This is a genomic window from Enterobacter sp. N18-03635 (assembly GCF_004006055.1).
In the GTDB taxonomy this organism is placed as follows: Bacteria; Pseudomonadota; Gammaproteobacteria; order Enterobacterales; family Enterobacteriaceae; genus Enterobacter; species Enterobacter vonholyi.
Genome location: NZ_CP034769.1, coordinates 3,199,311 through 3,216,979, shown reverse-complemented (window position 1 = coordinate 3,216,979; position 17,669 = coordinate 3,199,311). Strand labels below are relative to the sequence as shown.

Sequence of the window (17,669 nt, the reverse complement as noted above, 5' to 3'; positions counted from 1 at the left end):
GTCAAATAACGTGCGGCCCCTCCCGCTGCGGGAGGGGAAAAGACACGGTTCCACCACTCACGATACGACAGGGCTCGCGGTATGCTGTACGGATTTTCTGGCGTTATTTTACAGGGCGCGCTTGTCACCCTTGAGCTGGCTATCAGCTCCGTGGTGCTGGCGGTGCTGATAGGTCTGGCAGGCGCAGGGGCGAAGCTTTCGGCTAATAAACCGCTGGCGCTGATCTTTGAAGGCTACACCACGCTTATTCGCGGCGTTCCCGATCTGGTGCTGATGCTGCTTATCTTTTACGGTCTGCAGATTGCGCTGAACAGCGTAACGGACGCGATGGGCATGGGACAAATTGATATCGACCCGATGGTGGCCGGTATTATTACCCTCGGTTTTATCTACGGCGCCTACTTCACCGAAACCTTCCGCGGCGCCTACATGGCCGTGCCGAAAGGCCACATTGAGGCGGCAACCGCATTTGGTTTTACCTCTTCACAAACGTTTCGTCGGATTATGTTCCCGGCCATGATGCGCTATGCGCTTCCGGGCATCGGCAACAACTGGCAGGTTATCCTTAAAGCCACGGCGCTGGTCTCGCTGCTCGGTCTGGAAGACGTCGTGAAAGCGACTCAGCTGGCGGGCAAGAGCACCTGGGAGCCGTTCTACTTTGCGGTGGTCTGCGGCGTGATCTATCTGGTCTTTACGACCGTCTCCAATGGTGTGCTGCTTCTTCTCGAGCGTCGCTACTCCGTGGGTGTGAAGAGGGCTGACCTGTGATTGAGATTATTCAGGAATACTGGAAATCGCTGCTGTGGACAGATGGCTACCGCTTTACCGGCGTGGCGATTACCCTCTGGCTGCTGATCTCCTCCGTGGTGATGGGCGGTATTCTGGCGGTGTTTCTCGCCATTGGCCGCGTGTCGAACAATAAATTCATCCAGTTCCCGATCTGGCTGTTCACCTACGTATTTCGCGGTACGCCGCTGTACGTGCAGCTGCTGGTGTTCTATTCGGGGATGTATACGCTTGAGATCGTAAAAGGCACTGAGATGCTGAATGCGTTCTTCCGCAGCGGTCTGAACTGTACGGTGCTGGCGTTGACGCTCAACACCTGCGCCTACACCACCGAGATTTTCGCGGGGGCGATTCGTTCGGTTCCATACGGTGAGATAGAAGCTGCGCGGGCCTACGGCTTCTCGTCGGTGAAACTCTACCGCTGCATCATTCTGCCGTCGGCCCTGCGTATTGCGTTACCGGCGTACAGTAATGAAGTGATTTTGATGCTGCACTCCACCGCGCTCGCTTTTACCGCGACGGTGCCGGATCTGCTCAAAATCGCGCGCGATATTAACTCCGCGACCTATCAGCCGTTTACCGCGTTTGGCATTGCGGCGGTGCTCTATTTAATTATCTCTTATGTTCTGATTAGCCTGTTCCGTAAGGCTGAAAAACGCTGGTTGCAGCATATAAAACCTTCTTCGACGCACTGAGAAAGATGATGGCTGAGAACAAATTAAACGTTATTGATTTGCACAAACGCTACGGCGAACATGAAGTGCTGAAAGGGGTGTCGCTGCAGGCAAATGCTGGCGACGTAATCAGTATCATCGGCTCATCCGGCTCGGGGAAAAGTACCTTCCTGCGCTGCATTAACTTCCTCGAAAAACCGAGCGAAGGCTCGATTGTGGTGAGCGGGCAGAATATTAACCTGGTCCGTGATAAAGACGGCCAGCTGAAGGTTGCGGATAAAAATCAGCTGCGCCTGCTGCGTACCCGCCTGACGATGGTGTTCCAGCACTTCAACCTCTGGAGCCACATGACGGTGCTGGAGAACGTGATGGAAGCGCCGGTTCAGGTGCTGGGCCTGAGCAAGCATGAAGCTCGCGAGCGCGCGGTGAAATACCTGGCGAAAGTGGGTATCGACGAGCGCCAGCAGATGAAATACCCGGTGCATCTCTCCGGTGGTCAGCAGCAGCGTGTCTCTATCGCCCGCGCGCTGGCTATGGAGCCCGAGGTGCTGCTGTTCGACGAACCGACTTCCGCGCTGGACCCTGAACTCGTTGGCGAAGTGCTGCGCATCATGCAGAAGCTGGCCGAAGAGGGCAAAACGATGGTGGTGGTGACGCACGAGATGGGCTTCGCCCGTAACGTCTCGAACCACGTTATCTTCCTGCATCAGGGGAAAATTGAAGAGCAGGGGCACCCGGACGAAGTGCTGGCGAACCCGCAAAGCCCGCGTTTGCAACAGTTCCTGAAGGGGTCGTTGAAGTAGATTTTGTCTTTCCCCTCTCCCTATGGGAGAGGGGCGAGTTGAGGGCATCAGGCCGCACCGCACTCCAACCTGTACACCCAGTCGTCATAGTGCACGCCGTCAATCTCATACGCCTTTTCCAGCACCTGCATACGCACAAACCCGGCTTTCTCCAGCACCCGCACCGACCCGCCGTTGTCCGCCAGGACATACGCGTTAATCGCTTTCACGCCGGTCTGGTTGAACGCATAATCACACACCGCGCGCAGCGCTTCGCTGGCGATACCTTTGCCCTGCGCGGCAGGCACAACCGTATAGCCGATATCCGCCTCATCACGATTCTCTGCGCTGATTTGCAGGCCGATATCGCCCAGCGGCGTATCATCATTCCGGGAGCGAATGACAAACACATGAGCAGCAGCGAGTCGCGCGGCAAACACGCGTCGGGTCTCTTTTTCCGGCGCGATGGCGGCCATGTAGCGCATGATACTGCGATCTTCTCGTAGCGAGCGGAAGAAGGCCCAGTCAGTGGGTTCGAAAGGGGTGAGGTAAAGCCGGGGTGTGGTGATGGTTGCCATTGTTACGCCATATCTTCGGAACACGGCCTGTCACTGTACCATATTCACCGCACCACATCCCCCAGCGCCTCTTCTAATTCATACCAGCGGAACGCAAAGCCGGCCGCTTCCAGCCGTTTGGGCAGTGCCCGCTGCCCGCCTAATACCAGAACAGACGCTTCACCCATCATCAGGCGAATAACCGTCGCAGGCACGCGCAAAATTGCCGGACGGTGCAGGGCATGCCCCAGCGCGTGGGCAAACTGTTCATTACGCACCGGATACGGCGCAACCATATTGAACGGCCCGCGCAGATCGTTATCCAGCAGCCAGAGAATCCCGTTGACCATATCGTCGATATGGATCCAGGCCAGGTACTGACGACCATTACCGATGGGGCCACCGAGTCCGAGCCGGAAAGGGGGAAGCATCTTAGCCAGAATGCCGCCTTTCGGCGCGAGAACGACACCGGTCCGCAGCAGGCAGACGCGGGTCCGCTCGCTCTGCGCCGCGCAGGCGATACGCTCCCACTGGGCGCAGAGCTTATGGGTAAACTCGTTATGGGGCGGCTCTTCCTCGGTTACAACCACCTCGCCAAGATCGCCGTAGTAGCCCACTGCGGAACCCGAAATCAGCACCGAAGGCGGCGTGTGGCTATTGCGGATCAGCTCGACCAGCTTTTCGGTGATGTTCCACCGGCTGCTGCACAACAGCTGTTTTTGCTCTTCCGTCCAGCGCTTATCGGCGATGGGTTCACCCGCGAGGTTAATGACGGCGTCGAAGCCGTCCAGATTTTGCTGCTCGGCCAGATTTTTCCAGATATCAACGCCTGCCCCCAGCACCTGGCGCGCTTTCTCCGGGCTGCGCGTGACCACGGTAATGTCGTGATGCAAGGCCTGCAGACGCGCAATGAGGTGACGACCAATCAGGCCTGTACCGCCGGTCAGCAAAATCTTCATACAACCTCCAGGTTTACGCCTGGCGCCGCCAGGTTAACGTCATGGAGACGGAGTCGGCATAGCGCAGGGCGTGAAGTTTATCGATCTCAACTTCAGCATAAGTGACCCAGTGATGTTCGCGTGCGATATCGAGCACATCCTGAGTTAATTTTTCCAGCAGAGAGAAGCGGTTATTCTCAACGTACTGAATGATGTTCTTGGTGATTGTGCGGTAGTTCAGCGCGTCGTTGATGTCTTCGCTGGCCCGCGCTTTGTCTGCGGGGTAGTGAATTACCACGTTAATGACAATATCCTGACGGTTGGCGATCTCTTCCTCTTTGATGCCGATGAAGGTACGCAGGCGTAAATTTTTTATGCGAATAATAGCGTCTGGCTGTGACATTGCAGGTCTTCTCCGTGTCAGTATTTCCTGCCCATAATACATGAGAGCTTCACAGGCACCCAGCCTCATACCGGGTTAAATTTGCTGGATTTTTTGCATCGCCCGCTCGGTCGCCGGGCGGGTCCGGATGCGCTCAAACCAGTTGTTCACCGCCGGGTAAGCGGCCAGGTCAATGCGATGTTTTTCATGCGTATTCACCCACGGCCAGCAGGCGATATCGGCAATACTGTAATGATCGCCCCCGAGCCACGGCGTTTTCTTCAGCCGACGGTTCAGAACGTCATAGAGCCGTTGAGTCTCAACCTGATAGCGTTCTATCGCGTAAGGAATAGGCTGCGGGGCGTAAGCGGTAAAATGATGATTTTGTCCCAGCATGGGGCCCAGCCCGCTTGCCTGCCAGAAAAGCCATTGCAGGGTATGGTGACGCTCGCGCAGTTCGCCGCTCAGCAGCTTGCCGGTTTTCTCCGCCAGATAGAGCAAAATTTCACCGGATTCAAACAGGCTCAATGGTCTGCCCCCGTCCGCCGGCTGGTTATCAATAATGGCTGGGATTTTATTATTCGGCGAAATAGCCAGAAAGAGAGGGCTGAACTGTTCGCCTTTGCTGATATCCACGCGAATGATCCTGTAATCCAGCTCGGCTTCTTCAAGAAAGAGGGTGATCTTATGGCCGTTTGGGGTAGGGGCGTAATAAAGGTCGATCATTCTCAACTCCTGTCCATGCGAATAGTGGTGCCATGACAAATGAGTATAGGTGTTTGTTGTAAATCGTGAGTTTTCATCAAGTGACAGCGACGCAAAGAGATTATATGTTGAGTAAAAACCGATCAGCCTATGAGGATGTTATGAACCAGCCCGTAATCACGTTGTGGTCCGATGCGAATTTCTTTTCTCCCTATGTTATGAGCGTATACGTTGCGCTGGCCGAAAAAGGACTCACCTTTACGCTGAAGACCGTTGATCTCGACGGCGGTGAACATCTCAAGCCACAGTGGCAGGGTTACGACCTGACCCGACGCGTGCCGGTGCTGGAGATTGACGGTTTTGCCCTGAGCGAATCGTCGGCGATCGATGAGTATCTGGAAGATCGGTTCGCCCCCCCGGAGTGGGAACGTATCTATCCTCACGATCTGCAAAAGCGCGCGCGGGCGCGGCAGATCCAGGCGTGGCTGCGTAGCGATCTGGTGCCGATTCGCGTCGAACGCTCGACGGACGTTGTGTTTGCCGGGGTGAAAAAGCCGGCGCTGAGCGCAGAAGGTGTAGAAAGCGCGAAGAAACTGATTGAAACCGCCACCTCGCTGCTTGCCCATGGCAACCCGAATCTTTTTGGCGAGTGGTGCATTGCCGACGCCGATCTGGCGTTGATGCTAAACCGCCTGATCCTCAACGGTGATGAGGTGCCGCAGCTGCTGGTGGATTATGCTGCGTTTCAGTGGCAGCGTGCCTCCGTGCAGCGCTATGTGGCACTCTCGGCTAAGCGCGCGGGCTGATAAGCCCAGACGCTTAAGGTATGATGGGGCAGTCTGTTTTACCGAGGAGTGACTGATGAAACTGATGTTTGCGTCGGATATCCATGGATCGTTGCCCGCAACCGAGCGTGTCCTTTCCCTGTTTGCACAAAGCGGTGCGCAGTGGCTGATTATTTTGGGCGACGTGCTGAATCACGGCCCGCGCAACGCGCTGCCGGAAGGCTATGATCCTGCGCAGGTCGCGGAAAAGCTCAACCCGTACGCCTCGCGCATCATCGCCGTTCGCGGCAACTGCGACAGCGAAGTGGACCAGATGCTGCTGCATTTTCCCCTTACCGCGCCGTGGCAGCAGGTGCTGCTGGAACAAAGCCGCCTGTTCCTGACGCACGGGCATCTTTTTAGCCCAGATAATCTCCCGGCGCTCGCGGCTGGCGATGTCCTGGTTTACGGTCATACTCATATTCCGGTTGCGGAAAAACGCGGTGAGATTTATCACTTTAATCCGGGCTCGGTCAGCATCCCAAAAGGCGGATATCCTGCGAGCTACGGCATGCTGGAAGGAAATACCCTGAGCGTTATCGCACTTAATGATCAGCAAGTTATTGCGCAGGTAGCGATTAATCCGTAAGTTACACCTCAACTGCAAACGCGCCGAAAGAGCGCTTAGAAGAGAAGGTTTCCCGATGGTGGAGCAGAGTCATTTGGCAAGTACAGAGTGGGTTGACATTGTCAGCGAAGAGAATGAAGTGATCGCGCAGGCCAGCCGCGAACAAATGCGTGCGGAGCGTCTGCGTCACCGCGCAACGTACATCGTTGTGCATGACGGTATGGGCAAAATTCTGGTCCAGCGCCGCACGAACACCAAAGATTTTCTCCCGGGTATGCTGGATGCCACCGCAGGCGGTGTTGTCCAGGCAGATGAAGTGCTGCTGGATTCCGCGCGTCGAGAAGCAGAAGAAGAGCTAGGTATCGCCGGTGTGCCGTTTGCCGAGCACGGTCAGTTCTATTTCGAAGACGAAAACTGTCGCGTCTGGGGCGGGCTGTTTAGCTGCGTTTCTCACGGCCCGTTTGCCCTGCAGGAAGAAGAGGTGAGTGAAGTCTGCTGGATGACGCCGGAAGAAATTACCGCGCGTTGCGACGAGTTTACGCCGGATTCATTAAAAGCGCTGGCGCTGTGGATGACCCGCAACGCCAAAAACGAATCGACCAAATCAGAGAAAGAGGAAGAGGCTGAGTAAGCTTCAGCAACTCTCTCTCAGACACAGACTGGACGCGATGGGCTTTTGATCGCGCCAGTCGCCGCCATTCAGTCGCTCCAGTAGTGCTTTCCCGGCTTCAACTCCAATCTTACGATGCGGCACCGCCATCGTCGTCAGCGGCGGCTGACAGACGCGGCTCACGTCGCTATCGCCAAACCCTACCACTGCCAGATCGTCCGGCACTTTGATTCGCCTGCGCTGGCACTCGTATAGCGCGCCGCAGGCCAGCTCGTCAGAGACGCACACCAACGCATCCAGCTCCGGCCACGCCAGCAGGAATTCAGGCAGCTGCGCCGCGCCGGTCGAGAAGCTCGGCGGCATCGCCGCGTTAATGACCCGGTTCGGCGACATATGGTGGCGAAGCATGGCCTTGTACCAGCCCTGCAGATGCTGCTGGAAAATCCACTGCTCCTGGTTGGCGCACAGGAGGCCAATATTTTGGTAGCCGCGCTTAATCACCATTTCCGTGAGCTCATACATGGCCGCTACGTTATCAATCCCGATATTCATATCAATCGGGTCGGCGCGCATGGCACCCATCTCCATCACCGGAATGGAGGCGTTTTTCAGCCAGTGGCGAACGGTATCGGTATGTTCAACGCTGAGCAGGATAGCGGCGGCAATGTTCGACGCCAGCAGCGTCTCCAGCAGTTTCTCCTCCTGCTCCAGGCGATGCTGGGATTCTGCCAGCATGATCTGATACCCGGCAGGCTGCAGCACCTGCTGTAGCCCGGCGAACATCTCCGAGCAGCCGGCTTCGGAGAGGTTGGGCACCACCATGGCTATTGTCCACGACGACGCCGAGGCAAGCGCGCTGGCGGCAAGATTAGGCATATAACCCAGCTCCTGCACGGCAGCTTCAATTTTTTCTCGTAGTTTATCGGAAACCTGTTCGGGCGTGCGGAGTGCACGGGACACGGTCATCGTGCCCACACCGGCAAGCTGTGCGACATCGGCGAGTGTCACTTTACCAGTACTGCGCCGTTTTCGGGTTAGAGACATACACCTTCCTGCTGACAAGACGCGTTCTTCATTTCCTTCGCTTCACGTGACAGGCAGTATACGCCTTAAATCCCTTTTTTTGCTGTGATTTAGCGCCGTGAATGTAATTTGATAGCGCTATCACATTTCTGCATGTTAACGATTGGTAGCGCTATCTTTGTGATCCCGATCGCAGTCATCCAGCGATGTGTTGAATAAAGTTTGCTCATCTTTAGCGTGTAGCGGGAGTAAAAAGTGCTCAAAAAATGGATATATGATACAACCATCACGCTGCAGGATAGCGTGGAAAACTGGCCGCAGGCGCTGGAGCTGTGCGCGAAGCCGCTGCTGGATTTGCAGGTGATTGAGCCTGAATACGTCACGGCCATCATTCAGCAGCACCACACGTTAGGACCTTATTATGTGCTGGCACCAGGGCTGGCGATGCCGCATGCGCGGCCGGAGGAAGGCGCCAAAGGACTGGGGTTGTCGTTATTAAAACTAAAACAGGGCGTCTCGTTTGGTGCCGGTGAGTTTGACCCTGTCGACGTCATTATTATGCTCGCGGCACCCGACAAAAATAGCCATATCGAGATGATCTCGTCGCTGGCAGAGTTATTTTCCAGCGACGAGGATATGGAGAAACTGCATCAGGCGAATACGCGGGAGGAAATTAAAACAATTATTAACCGCTTCTGATTTAATTCTTTAATCCGGTTTTTCACAACATTACGCGTCAGCGTGATGGGGCGTACTCTACTCAAAATAAGGGGACAACAATGAAAATCATGGCTATTTGCGGTTCTGGCCTGGGCAGCAGTTTTATGGTCGAAATGAATATAAAAAAGGTGCTCAAAAAGCTGGAGATTGAGGCTGAGGTTGAACATTCCGATCTCTCCTCGGCCACGCCGGGCGCGGCCGATCTGTTCGTGATGGCAAAAGACATTGCGGCCAGCGCCAGCGTGCCGGAAAGCCAGCTGGTGGTGATCAACAACATCATCGACATCAATGAACTTGAAGCGCAGCTGCGCGCCTGGTTCGAAAGACAATAACCCTGATAAGGCGAGGTGGATATGTTTATCCTTGAAACGCTGAATTTCGTTGTTGATATTTTAAAAGTCCCTTCGGTGCTGGTCGGTTTAATTGCGCTTATTGGTCTGGTTGCGCAGAAAAAAGCGTTTTCGGACGTGGTGAAAGGAACCATTAAAACTATTCTGGGCTTTATTGTGCTGGGCGGCGGCGCCACGGTGCTGGTCGGGTCATTAAATCCGTTAGGCGGTATGTTCGAACACGCCTTTACGATTCAGGGCATTATTCCAAACAATGAAGCCATTGTGTCCATTGCGTTGGAAAAATACGGTGCAGCGACCGCGCTGATTATGGCCTTCGGCATGGTGGCGAATATTATCGTCGCGCGCTTTACTCGCCTGAAGTACATCTTCCTGACCGGGCACCACACGTTTTACATGGCGTGCATGATTGGCGTGATCCTGACGGTAGCAGGCTTTGAGGGCGTGGGTCTGGTCTTTACCGGCTCGCTGATCCTCGGCCTGATCATGGCTTTCTTCCCGGCGATTGCGCAGCGCTACATGAAGCGCATTACCGGCAACGATGAGATTGCCTTCGGCCACTTTGGCACGCTGGGCTACGTGCTGTCGGGCTGGATTGGCAGCAAGGTCGGCAAAGGCTCCCGCTCAACCGAAGAGATGAACCTGCCGAAGAATCTGAGCTTCCTGCGCGACAGCTCGATCTCCATTTCCCTGACCATGATGATTATCTACCTGATCATGGCGGTGAGCGCCGGGCGCGAGTACGTCGAGGCTACCTTCAGCGCCGGCCAGAACTACCTCGTCTATGCCATCATCATGGCGATCACCTTTGCGGCGGGCGTGTTCATCATCCTGCAGGGCGTACGCCTGATTCTGGCAGAAATCGTCCCGGCCTTTACCGGCTTCTCGGAGAAACTGGTGCCGAACGCGCGTCCTGCGCTGGACTGCCCGGTGGTGTACCCCTATGCGCCAAACGCGGTGCTGATTGGCTTCCTGTTCAGCTTCCTCGGCGGGATTGTGGGGTTGTTCATCTGCGGTCAGTTTAGCTGGGTGCTGATCCTCCCGGGCGTCGTGCCGCACTTCTTCACCGGCGCAACGGCGGGCGTGTTCGGTAACGCCACTGGTGGACGTCGCGGGGCGATGATCGGTGCGTTTGCCAACGGCCTGCTGATTACCTTCCTGCCGGTCCTGTTGCTGCCGGTACTGGGCGCCATTGGTTTTGCCAACACCACCTTCTCGGACGCCGACTTCGGCGCGGTCGGGATTGTGCTCGGCAACCTGGCGCGCTTCCTGTCGCCGCTGGCCATCACCGGGCTGGTCGTGGCGCTGTTTGCGCTGCTGGTGGCGTACAACATCTTCGCGAAAAACAAACCTGCAGGCGGTAACGCGCAGGAAAACACCGGAGCCAAATCATGAATGAGAATGAGATAACCGAACTCGCGCGTCAGATCCGCCTTGAGACGCTGAAGTCGCTGACGCAGCTGGGCTTTGGCCACTACGGCGGCAGCATGTCGGTGGTTGAAACGCTGGCCGTACTCTACGGCGCGGTGATGAAAATCGACCCGGCGGATCCGGACTGGCCGGAGCGAGACTATTTTGTCCTGTCGAAAGGCCATGCGGGCCCGGCGCTCTACAGCACGCTGGCAATCAAGGGCTACTTCCCGGTGGAAGAGCTAAGCACGCTAAACCAGAACGGCACGCGCCTGCCGAGCCATCCGGACCGCCTGAAAACGCGCGGCGTAGATGCTACCACCGGTTCGCTGGGACAGGGGATTTCCATCGCCGGCGGTATGGCGCTGTCGCACAGGCTGGCCGGGCGACCGAATCGGGTCTTCTGCATCGTCGGCGACGGCGAGCTGAACGAGGGGCAGTGCTGGGAAGCATTCCAGTTTATTGCTCACCATCGCCTGAACAACCTGACGGTATTTGTCGACTGGAACAAACAGCAGCTCGACGGCGAGCTGGACGAGATCATCAGCGCGTTCGACCTGGAGGGGAAATTCCGCGCCTTTGGCTTTGACGTGGCGACGGTGAAGGGGGACGACATTCCGGGTCTGCTGGCAGTGACGTCGCGGATCCGGGCAGCCGATGCGCGTCCGTTAGTCGTCATCCTCGACAGCATCAAAGGCCAGGGGGTGCCGTATCTGGAGCAGCTCAGCAACTCGCACCACCTGCGATTGACCGCGGAGAGCAAAGCGGCCCTCAACGAGACGATTCGCCAACTGGAGGCTTCACATGATTAAGGTTGCACCGGCAGGACAGAAAGACGCCGTTGAGATGCGTAAGGTCTACGCTGGCTTCGTGGCAAAACAGATTGAGTCCGGAAGTGACATCATTGCGCTCGAAGCAGACCTGATGAGCTCGATGGCGATGGACGGCGTAGCGCGAGATTATCCGCAGCACGTGATTAACTGCGGCATTATGGAGGCCAACGTCATCGGCACGGCGGCGGGGCTGTCGCTTACCGGACGCAAGCCTTTCGTTCACACCTTCACCGCCTTTGCCAGCCGCCGCTGTTTTGACCAGCTGTTTATGTCCCTGGACTATCAGCGCAACAACGTGAAGGTGATTGCTTCAGACGCGGGCGTGACGGCCTGCCACAACGGCGGAACGCATATGTCGTTTGAGGATATGGGCATCGTGCGCGGTCTGGCGCACTCGGTGGTGCTGGAGGTGACCGACGCGGTGATGTTCGAGGACGTGCTGCGCCAGCTTATCGATCTCGACGGCTTCTACTGGGTACGGACCATCCGTAAGCAGGCTCCGAGCGTGTATGCGCCTGGCTCAACCTTCACAATCGGCAAAGGCAACGTGCTGCGCGAAGGAACCGATATTACCCTGATTGCCAACGGCATCATGGTGTCGGAAGCGCTGGAAGCTGCGCGCCAGCTTGAGCAGGAGGGCGTCAGCGCGGCGGTCATCGACATGTTTACCCTGAAGCCTATCGACCGGATGCTGGTGAAAAACTACGCCGAGAAGACCGGGCGCATCGTCACCTGTGAAAACCACAGCATTCACAACGGCCTCGGGTCGGCGGTGGCGGAAGTGCTGGTGGAAACCTGCCCGGTGCCGATGCGGCGGGTGGGCGTTAAGGAGCGTTACGGCCAGGTGGGGACGCAGGATTTTCTGCAGAAAGAGTATGGCCTGACGGCACATGACATTGTATCGGCGGCGCGCGAGCTGCTGTAAATAAAAAAGGCGACCGGTTAAGTGGTCGCCTTTCTTGCCCGGTAAGCGCTAGCGCCACCGGGCTTTTTAACATTACTGCTGCTGCGAAGACTGGATCGCCGTCAGCGCGATGGTGTAAACGATATCGTCTACCAGTGCGCCACGAGACAGGTCGTTCACAGGTTTACGCATGCCCTGCAGCATTGGCCCGATGGAGATCAGGTCGGCAGAACGCTGTACCGCTTTGTAAGTGGTGTTACCGGTGTTCAGATCCGGGAAGATGAACACGGTAGCGCGGCCTGCAACCGGCGAGTTCGGCGCTTTAGATTTTGCAACGTCAGCCATAACCGCGGCGTCGTACTGCAGCGGGCCGTCGATCATCAGATCAGGACGTTTTTCCTGCGCAATACGGGTCGCTTCACGCACTTTCTCTACATCGCTACCTGCACCTGAGGTGCCGGTGGAGTAGGAGAGCATAGCCACGCGCGGCTCGATACCGAAAGCGGTCGCGGAGTCTGCGGACTGGATAGCGATCTCGGCCAGCTGTTCTGCAGTTGGATCCGGGTTGATCGCGCAGTCGCCGTAAACGTAAACCTGTTCAGGCAGCAGCATGAAGAACACGGAAGAAACCAGAGAGCTGCCTGGCGCGGTTTTGATCAGCTGCAGCGGTGGACGGATGGTGTTCGCCGTGGTGTGAACCGCACCGGAAACCAGACCGTCAACTTCGTCCTGCTCCAGCATCAGCGTGCCCAGCACTACGTTGTCTTCCAGCTGCTCGCGCGCAACGGCTTCGGTCATGCCCTTGCTCTTACGCAGCTCAACCAGACGGGCAACGTAGCTTTCGCGAACCACTTCTGGGTCAACGATTTCGATGCCAGCGCCCAGCTCAACGCCCTGAGATGCCGCTACGCGGTTGATCTCATCCGGGTTACCCAGCAGCACACAGGTCGCGATGCCGCGCTCTGCACAGATAGCCGCTGCTTTAACGGTACGTGGTTCATCGCCTTCTGGCAGAACAACGCGTTTGCCCGCTTTGCGCGCCAGCTCGGTCAGCTGGTAACGGAATGCTGGAGGAGACAGACGACGGCTGCGCTCGGAGGTCGCAGTCAGGGATTCGATCCAGTCTGCGTTGATGTAGCCCGCAACGTATTCCTGAACTTTCTCGATACGCTCGTGGTCATCAACCGGCACTTCCAGGTTGAAGCTCTGCAGGCTCAGGGAGGTCTGCCAGGTGTTGGTATTCACCATGAAGACCGGCAGGCCGGTGGCGAACGCGCGTTCGCACAGCTTGCTGACGCGTGGGTCCATCTCGTAGGCACCGGTCAGCAGGATCGCACCGATTTCCACACCGTTCATCGCGGCCAGGCAGGCTGCAACCAGCACGTCTGGACGGTCTGCGGAGGTCACCAGCAGGGAACCTGCGCGGAAGTGTTCCAGCATGTGCGGAATGCTACGCGCACAGAAGGTCACGGACTTCACGCGGCGGGTGTTGATGTCGCCTTCGTTAACGATGGTGGCGTTCAGGTGACGCGCCATGTCGATTGCACGGGTGGCAATCAGATCGAAGCTCCATGGCACCGCGCCCAGAACTGGAAGCGGGCTGGATTCCTGCAGCTTAGCCGGGTCAACTTTGATGACTTTCGCTTTGGAAGAGTCGTCGAAGATCTCGGACAGGTCAGGGCGAGTACGGCCCTGCTCATCCACTGGCGCGTTCAGCTTGTTGACGATCACGCCGGTGATGTTGGTGTTTTTCGCGCCGCCGAAGCTGCTGCGCGTCAGCTCGATACGCTCGTTCAGCTGCTCTGGGGTGTCGGTGCCCTGAGACATCACGAAAACGATCTCTGCGTTCAGGGTTTTCGCAATTTCAAAGTTCAGAGACTGAGCAAACTGATGTTTGCGGGTTGGAACCAGACCTTCTACCAGCACCACTTCCGCGTCTTGCGCGTTAGCATGGTAGTTGGCGATGATCTCTTCCATCAGCACATCTTTCTGGTTGCTGGAGAGGAGAGATTCAACGTGGCTCATCTTCAGCGGTTCGGCCGCTGGCAGATTGGAGTTTTTGCGCACGATGGTGGTGGTCTGGTCTGGCGCATCGCCACCGGCACGTGGCTGGGCGATTGGCTTAAAGACGCTCAGACGAACGCCTTTGCGTTCCATAGCACGGATAACGCCAAGGCTGACGCTGGTCAGGCCGACGCTGGTTCCGGTAGGGATCAGCATAATAGTACGGGACACGGTTTATCCTCTTTCGTTACCGCCTCGATTGGGCGGGTTACAAAACAGCACCGCCAGCATTGCTGGCGGTGTGGAATCAGGCAGTCAGGCGGTGCGCGTCTTGCGCGATGACCAGCTCTTCGTTAGTTGGGATTACGAGAGCAGGGCGGGTGCCTTCTTTGTTGATGAAGCCAGACTTGCCGAAGCGGGCAGCCAGGTTACGCTCGTGATCAACCTCAAAGCCCAGAACGCCCAGTTTGCCCAGGGACAGTTCACGAACCATTGCCGCGTTCTCACCGATACCACCGGTGAAGATAACCGCGTCCAGACGGCCTTCCATCAGCGCAGTGTAAGAGCCGATGTACTTCGCCAGACGGTGGCAGTAAACGTCCATTGCACGTTTAGCGTCTTCTTTCTCTGCGTAGTTGTCTTCAACGTAACGGCAGTCGCTGGTGACTTCGGTCAGACCCAGCAGGCCAGACTCTTTGGTCAGCATTTTGTTGATCTGGTCAACGCTCATGCCCAGGGTGTCATGCAGGTGGAAGATGATTGCCGGGTCGATGTCACCGGAACGGGTACCCATCACCAGACCTTCCAGCGGGGTCAGACCCATGGAGGTATCAACACATTTACCGTTGCGGATAGCCGAAACAGAACCACCGTTGCCCAGGTGGCAGGTGATGATGTTCAGTTCTTCAACCGGCTTGTTCAGCACTTTTGCCGCTTCCTGAGTCACATAGAAGTGGCTGGTGCCGTGCGCGCCGTAACGACGTACGCCATGTTCTTTGTACAGGCTGTATGGCAGGGCATAGAGGTAAGACTCTTCCGGCATGGTCTGATGGAACGCGGTATCGAATACGGCCACGTTTTTGTCTTTCAGATTCGGGAAGGATTTCAGTGCTTCAGCGATACCGATCAGGTGAGCCGGGTTGTGCAGCGGTGCGAAGGACGCAGAGTCCTTGATGCCCTGGATCACAGATTCGTCGATGACGACGGAGCTGGTGTATTTTTCGCCGCCGTGGACGATACGGTGACCAATCGCAGTCAGCTGAGCAGACAGTTCTGGTTTTTGTGCCAGAATAGTGTTAACGATAAAGTTCAGCGCTTCACTGTGAGCGGCGCCTGCACCTAAAGCCGCTTCTTGTTTGCTGCCGTCCATCTTCCACTTGATACGTGCTTCAGGCAGATGGAAACATTCGGCCAAACCAGAGAGGTATTCGTCACCGTTGAGCGCATCGATGATGGCGAATTTCAGTGAGGAGCTACCGCAGTTCAGAACCAGTACTAACTTACTCGACATGGAAGTACCTATTATTGATACGTGGCTAAAAAAACGTCAGTGAGTCTAACAGCGTAACGCATGATGACTCGGACATTTATGATTAACATCATGCCAAACGAACATTGTGGCATGATGGAAGAAATAACTATGATTTTATGCCATTTTGCACAATTTTCAGCCAATGGCATAATATGCAATAATTTGACGAGCTAATGATTCTCGTCTATGGCCCTATCAGGCTGGCACAGGATACCCGATACGGGGTAGAGATGACAAAATATTTTGAACGTTGTCATAGCTTGTTGTGGTTTTGCACGAAAATTTTAATTTTTATATGTGAAGTTGAGGTACAGCCATGTCGACACCAGAGAACCCGTCCGTAAATTTCTTCAGTCTGTTTCGTCGGGGACAGCATTACGCAAAGACGTGGCCAATGGAAAAGCGCCTTGCGCCGATGTTTATTGAGAATCGCACCATCCGCGCCACGCGCTATGCGATTCGTTTTATGCCGCCTGTCGCTGTCTTTACGCTGTGCTGGCAGATTGCGCTGGGTGGGCAGCTTGGACCTGCCGTCGCCACGGCGCTCTTCGCATTAAGCCTGCCGATGCAGGGCCTGTGGTGGTTAGGTAAACGGTCCATCACCCCACTTCCACCTTCTATTTTACACTGGTTTTATGAAGTGCGCGGTAAGCTGGAAGAGGCCGGGCAGGCGCTCGCTCCGGTTGAAGGCAAGCCGGATTACCAGGCGCTGGCGGACACGTTAAAGCGTGCTTTTAAGCAACTGGATAAAACATTCCTCGATGATTTGTGATTGATCATCGAAACGACGACGAAAAGAAGGCACAGTAACAATCAGTTACCGTGTCTTTTTTTTAAGTGCAATGCGCTACAGGAGTCGAAAGATGGAAATGACCCATGCTCAACGTCTGATTTTGTCTAACCAGTACAAGATGATGACTATGCTTGATCCCGATAACGCTGCGCGCTACAGCCGCCTGCAAACCATCGTCGAACGCGGCTTTGGTTTGCAAATGCGTGAACTGGACCGCGAGTTTGGCGAGCTGAAAGAAGAAACCTGCCGCATCGTGATCGATATTATGGAGATGTATCACGCTCTGCACGTGTCCTGGACGAATCTCAAAGATCGGCAGTCCATTGACGAGCGCCGCGTGACCTTTTTAGGCTTTGATGCCGCAACGGAAGCGCGTTATCTGAGCTATGTTCGTTTTATGGTGAATACTGAAGGGCGTTATACCCACTTTGACGCGGGCACCCACGGCTTCAACGCGCAGACCCCGATGTGGGATAAGTATCAGCGCATGCTGAGCGCGTGGCATGCCTGTCCGCGTCAGTACCATTTAAGCAGCAACGAAATTCAACAAATCATTAATGCCTGACGGAGGTGCGTGTGCAGTGTAGAGGTTTTCTGTTTGATCTGGACGGTACGCTGGTGGACTCGCTGCCGGTTGTTGAGCGTTCATGGTGCCATTGGGCTGACAGACATGGCATCGACCATCAGGACGTGCTGAATTTTATCCATGGCAAACAGGCCATTACCTCGCTACGGCACTTCCTGGCCGGACGCACTGAGGACGAAATTCAGGCGGAGTTCAAATACCTGGAGCATATTGAAGCCACCGATACTGACGGTATCACCGCATTACCGGGCGCGCGCGAACTGCTTGAGCATTTGAACGAGGCGCAGATCCCGTGGGCTATCGTCACCTCCGGTTCCGTACCGGTTGCCCACGCCCGACACAAGGCGGCAGGGTTGCCGACGCCTGACGTGTTTATTACGGCGGAGCGCGTGAAGCGGGGTAAACCGGAGCCTGATGCATTTTTACTGGGCGCTGAACTGCTGGGCCTCGACCCGGCAGAGTGCGTGGTGGTGGAAGATGCGGCGGCTGGCGTACTGGCCGGGCTGAACGCAGGGAGCCACGTCATCGCTGTTAACGTTCCGGCGGGATCTCCCCGCCTGGAGGAGGCAGATTTGGTGCTCGATTCACTGACGGCACTGGCTGTTTCGAAAGCCTCTGATGGTGTTGTAACCGTCTCGCTAAAAATGTAAACCCATGATATAGCCCCACGCTGATGGGGCTTTTTTATG

Annotated in this window: 21 protein-coding genes; 14 read left to right on the top strand and 7 right to left on the bottom strand. The window is 56.1% G+C overall.

What is annotated here, in order from left to right:
• Positions 1-81: 81 nt before the first annotated feature.
• The 3 genes from ELK40_RS15995 to hisP are packed head-to-tail and all read left to right on the top strand — an operon-like array spanning position 82 to position 2,263.
• Positions 82-768 (top strand): histidine ABC transporter permease HisQ, encoded by a 687-nt coding sequence (locus ELK40_RS15995; RefSeq protein WP_014832782.1) that lies wholly within the window; start codon positions 82-84, stop codon positions 766-768.
• Positions 765-1,481, top strand: a complete 717-nt coding sequence (locus ELK40_RS15990; protein ID WP_008502590.1) for an ABC transporter permease — start codon at positions 765-767, stop codon at positions 1,479-1,481. The genes ELK40_RS15995 and ELK40_RS15990 overlap by 4 nt, the downstream gene beginning before the upstream one ends.
• An 8-nt stretch (positions 1,482-1,489) precedes the next feature.
• The gene (hisP, locus tag ELK40_RS15985; RefSeq protein ID WP_014832781.1) at positions 1,490-2,263 is read left to right on the top strand and encodes a histidine ABC transporter ATP-binding protein HisP; all 774 of its coding nucleotides are present in this window, start codon (positions 1,490-1,492) and stop codon (positions 2,261-2,263) included.
• A 47-nt stretch (positions 2,264-2,310) separates the two neighbouring features.
• Here hisP and ELK40_RS15980 read toward each other — a convergent pair whose 3' ends face one another.
• From ELK40_RS15980 to yfcG, 4 genes are all read right to left on the bottom strand, one after another.
• Positions 2,311-2,820: a GNAT family N-acetyltransferase gene (locus tag ELK40_RS15980; protein ID WP_127731806.1), complete on the bottom strand. Its 510-nt coding sequence runs from the start codon at positions 2,818-2,820 to the stop codon at positions 2,311-2,313.
• 44 nt (positions 2,821-2,864) lie between these two features.
• Positions 2,865-3,758 carry a TIGR01777 family oxidoreductase gene (locus tag ELK40_RS15975; RefSeq protein ID WP_127731804.1) on the bottom strand — a complete coding sequence of 298 codons (894 nt, stop codon included), beginning with the start codon at positions 3,756-3,758 and terminating at the stop codon, positions 2,865-2,867.
• 13 nt (positions 3,759-3,771) lie between these two features.
• Positions 3,772-4,140 (bottom strand): dihydroneopterin triphosphate 2'-epimerase, encoded by a 369-nt coding sequence (gene folX, locus ELK40_RS15970; RefSeq protein ID WP_127731802.1) that lies wholly within the window; start codon positions 4,138-4,140, stop codon positions 3,772-3,774.
• Between the two features lie 75 nt (positions 4,141-4,215).
• Positions 4,216-4,845 (bottom strand): GSH-dependent disulfide bond oxidoreductase, encoded by a 630-nt coding sequence (yfcG, locus tag ELK40_RS15965; protein ID WP_023312554.1) that lies wholly within the window; start codon positions 4,843-4,845, stop codon positions 4,216-4,218.
• Between the two features lie 140 nt (positions 4,846-4,985).
• Between yfcG and yfcF the strand changes: the two genes are divergently transcribed.
• Genes yfcF through yfcD form a run of 3 tightly spaced genes read left to right on the top strand, consistent with a single transcriptional unit; the run spans position 4,986 to position 6,847 of the window.
• On the top strand, positions 4,986-5,630 hold the full coding sequence (gene yfcF / locus ELK40_RS15960; protein WP_127731800.1) for a glutathione transferase: 645 nt from the start codon (positions 4,986-4,988) through the stop codon (positions 5,628-5,630).
• A gap of 55 nt (positions 5,631-5,685) precedes the next feature.
• Positions 5,686-6,237, top strand: coding sequence for a phosphodiesterase (gene yfcE, locus ELK40_RS15955; RefSeq protein WP_127731798.1), 552 nt, complete (start codon positions 5,686-5,688; stop codon positions 6,235-6,237).
• A gap of 55 nt (positions 6,238-6,292) precedes the next feature.
• Positions 6,293-6,847, top strand: a complete 555-nt coding sequence (gene yfcD / locus ELK40_RS15950; protein ID WP_127731796.1) for an NUDIX hydrolase YfcD — start codon at positions 6,293-6,295, stop codon at positions 6,845-6,847.
• Between the two features lie 3 nt (positions 6,848-6,850).
• Here yfcD and ELK40_RS15945 read toward each other — a convergent pair whose 3' ends face one another.
• Positions 6,851-7,870 carry a LacI family DNA-binding transcriptional regulator gene (locus ELK40_RS15945; protein WP_127731794.1) on the bottom strand — a complete coding sequence of 340 codons (1,020 nt, stop codon included), beginning with the start codon at positions 7,868-7,870 and terminating at the stop codon, positions 6,851-6,853.
• A 234-nt stretch (positions 7,871-8,104) separates the two neighbouring features.
• On the opposite strand from ELK40_RS15945, the gene ELK40_RS15940 reads away from it, so the two are divergent.
• The 5 genes from ELK40_RS15940 to ELK40_RS15920 all read left to right on the top strand — a co-directional run bounded on the left by ELK40_RS15940 (position 8,105) and on the right by ELK40_RS15920 (position 12,087).
• A complete protein-coding gene (locus tag ELK40_RS15940; RefSeq protein WP_115875901.1) occupies positions 8,105-8,548 on the top strand; it encodes a PTS sugar transporter subunit IIA in 444 nt (147 codons plus the stop codon).
• A gap of 80 nt (positions 8,549-8,628) precedes the next feature.
• The gene (locus ELK40_RS15935) at positions 8,629-8,901 is read left to right on the top strand and encodes a PTS sugar transporter subunit IIB (protein WP_003861447.1); all 273 of its coding nucleotides are present in this window, start codon (positions 8,629-8,631) and stop codon (positions 8,899-8,901) included.
• Positions 8,902-8,922: 21 nt separating this feature from the next.
• Positions 8,923-10,314 carry a PTS ascorbate transporter subunit IIC gene (locus ELK40_RS15930; RefSeq protein ID WP_115875900.1) on the top strand — a complete coding sequence of 464 codons (1,392 nt, stop codon included), beginning with the start codon at positions 8,923-8,925 and terminating at the stop codon, positions 10,312-10,314.
• On the top strand, positions 10,311-11,141 hold the full coding sequence (locus ELK40_RS15925) for a transketolase (RefSeq protein ID WP_127731792.1): 831 nt from the start codon (positions 10,311-10,313) through the stop codon (positions 11,139-11,141). Before ELK40_RS15930 ends, ELK40_RS15925 begins: the two co-directional genes overlap by 4 nt.
• A complete protein-coding gene (locus ELK40_RS15920) occupies positions 11,134-12,087 on the top strand; it encodes a transketolase family protein (RefSeq protein WP_127731790.1) in 954 nt (317 codons plus the stop codon). The genes ELK40_RS15925 and ELK40_RS15920 overlap by 8 nt, the downstream gene beginning before the upstream one ends.
• Before the next feature lie 72 nt (positions 12,088-12,159).
• Here the strand turns inward: ELK40_RS15920 and pta are convergent, their stop codons facing one another.
• A complete protein-coding gene (pta, locus tag ELK40_RS15915; protein WP_045327913.1) occupies positions 12,160-14,301 on the bottom strand; it encodes a phosphate acetyltransferase in 2,142 nt (713 codons plus the stop codon).
• A gap of 76 nt (positions 14,302-14,377) precedes the next feature.
• On the bottom strand, positions 14,378-15,580 hold the full coding sequence (gene ackA / locus ELK40_RS15910; protein WP_063145415.1) for an acetate kinase: 1,203 nt from the start codon (positions 15,578-15,580) through the stop codon (positions 14,378-14,380).
• Between the two features lie 337 nt (positions 15,581-15,917).
• Between ackA and yfbV the strand changes: the two genes are divergently transcribed.
• The 3 genes from yfbV (at position 15,918) to ELK40_RS15895 (ending at position 17,630) form a co-directional block, all read left to right on the top strand.
• Positions 15,918-16,373 carry a terminus macrodomain insulation protein YfbV gene (yfbV, locus tag ELK40_RS15905; protein WP_023312543.1) on the top strand — a complete coding sequence of 152 codons (456 nt, stop codon included), beginning with the start codon at positions 15,918-15,920 and terminating at the stop codon, positions 16,371-16,373.
• 91 nt (positions 16,374-16,464) lie between these two features.
• Entirely contained in the window at positions 16,465-16,959 is a 495-nt protein-coding gene (locus tag ELK40_RS15900) for a YfbU family protein (RefSeq protein ID WP_023617380.1), read from the top strand.
• 11 nt (positions 16,960-16,970) lie between these two features.
• Positions 16,971-17,630: a sugar phosphatase gene (locus ELK40_RS15895; RefSeq protein ID WP_115875897.1), complete on the top strand. Its 660-nt coding sequence runs from the start codon at positions 16,971-16,973 to the stop codon at positions 17,628-17,630.
• The last annotated feature ends 39 nt before the right edge of the window (positions 17,631-17,669 follow it).

Excerpts from the sequence above, each read along its gene's own strand:
- ELK40_RS15995 (WP_014832782.1), top strand. The coding sequence starts at position 82 with ATGCTGTACGGATTTTCTGGCGTTATTTTACAGGGCGCGCTTGTCACC.
- hisP (WP_014832781.1), top strand. The coding sequence starts at position 1,490 with ATGGCTGAGAACAAATTAAACGTTATTGATTTGCACAAACGCTACGGC.
- ELK40_RS15980 (WP_127731806.1), bottom strand. The coding sequence starts at position 2,820 with ATGGCAACCATCACCACACCCCGGCTTTACCTCACCCCTTTCGAACCC.
- ELK40_RS15975 (WP_127731804.1), bottom strand. The coding sequence starts at position 3,758 with ATGAAGATTTTGCTGACCGGCGGTACAGGCCTGATTGGTCGTCACCTC.
- folX (WP_127731802.1), bottom strand. The coding sequence starts at position 4,140 with ATGTCACAGCCAGACGCTATTATTCGCATAAAAAATTTACGCCTGCGT.
- yfcG (WP_023312554.1), bottom strand. The coding sequence starts at position 4,845 with ATGATCGACCTTTATTACGCCCCTACCCCAAACGGCCATAAGATCACC.
- yfcF (WP_127731800.1), top strand. The coding sequence starts at position 4,986 with ATGAACCAGCCCGTAATCACGTTGTGGTCCGATGCGAATTTCTTTTCT.
- yfcE (WP_127731798.1), top strand. The coding sequence starts at position 5,686 with ATGAAACTGATGTTTGCGTCGGATATCCATGGATCGTTGCCCGCAACC.
- yfcD (WP_127731796.1), top strand. The coding sequence starts at position 6,293 with ATGGTGGAGCAGAGTCATTTGGCAAGTACAGAGTGGGTTGACATTGTC.
- ELK40_RS15945 (WP_127731794.1), bottom strand. The coding sequence starts at position 7,870 with ATGTCTCTAACCCGAAAACGGCGCAGTACTGGTAAAGTGACACTCGCC.
- ELK40_RS15935 (WP_003861447.1), top strand. The coding sequence starts at position 8,629 with ATGAAAATCATGGCTATTTGCGGTTCTGGCCTGGGCAGCAGTTTTATG.
- ELK40_RS15930 (WP_115875900.1), top strand. The coding sequence starts at position 8,923 with ATGTTTATCCTTGAAACGCTGAATTTCGTTGTTGATATTTTAAAAGTC.
- ELK40_RS15925 (WP_127731792.1), top strand. The coding sequence starts at position 10,311 with ATGAATGAGAATGAGATAACCGAACTCGCGCGTCAGATCCGCCTTGAG.
- ELK40_RS15920 (WP_127731790.1), top strand. The coding sequence starts at position 11,134 with ATGATTAAGGTTGCACCGGCAGGACAGAAAGACGCCGTTGAGATGCGT.
- ackA (WP_063145415.1), bottom strand. The coding sequence starts at position 15,580 with ATGTCGAGTAAGTTAGTACTGGTTCTGAACTGCGGTAGCTCCTCACTG.
- yfbV (WP_023312543.1), top strand. The coding sequence starts at position 15,918 with ATGTCGACACCAGAGAACCCGTCCGTAAATTTCTTCAGTCTGTTTCGT.
- ELK40_RS15900 (WP_023617380.1), top strand. The coding sequence starts at position 16,465 with ATGGAAATGACCCATGCTCAACGTCTGATTTTGTCTAACCAGTACAAG.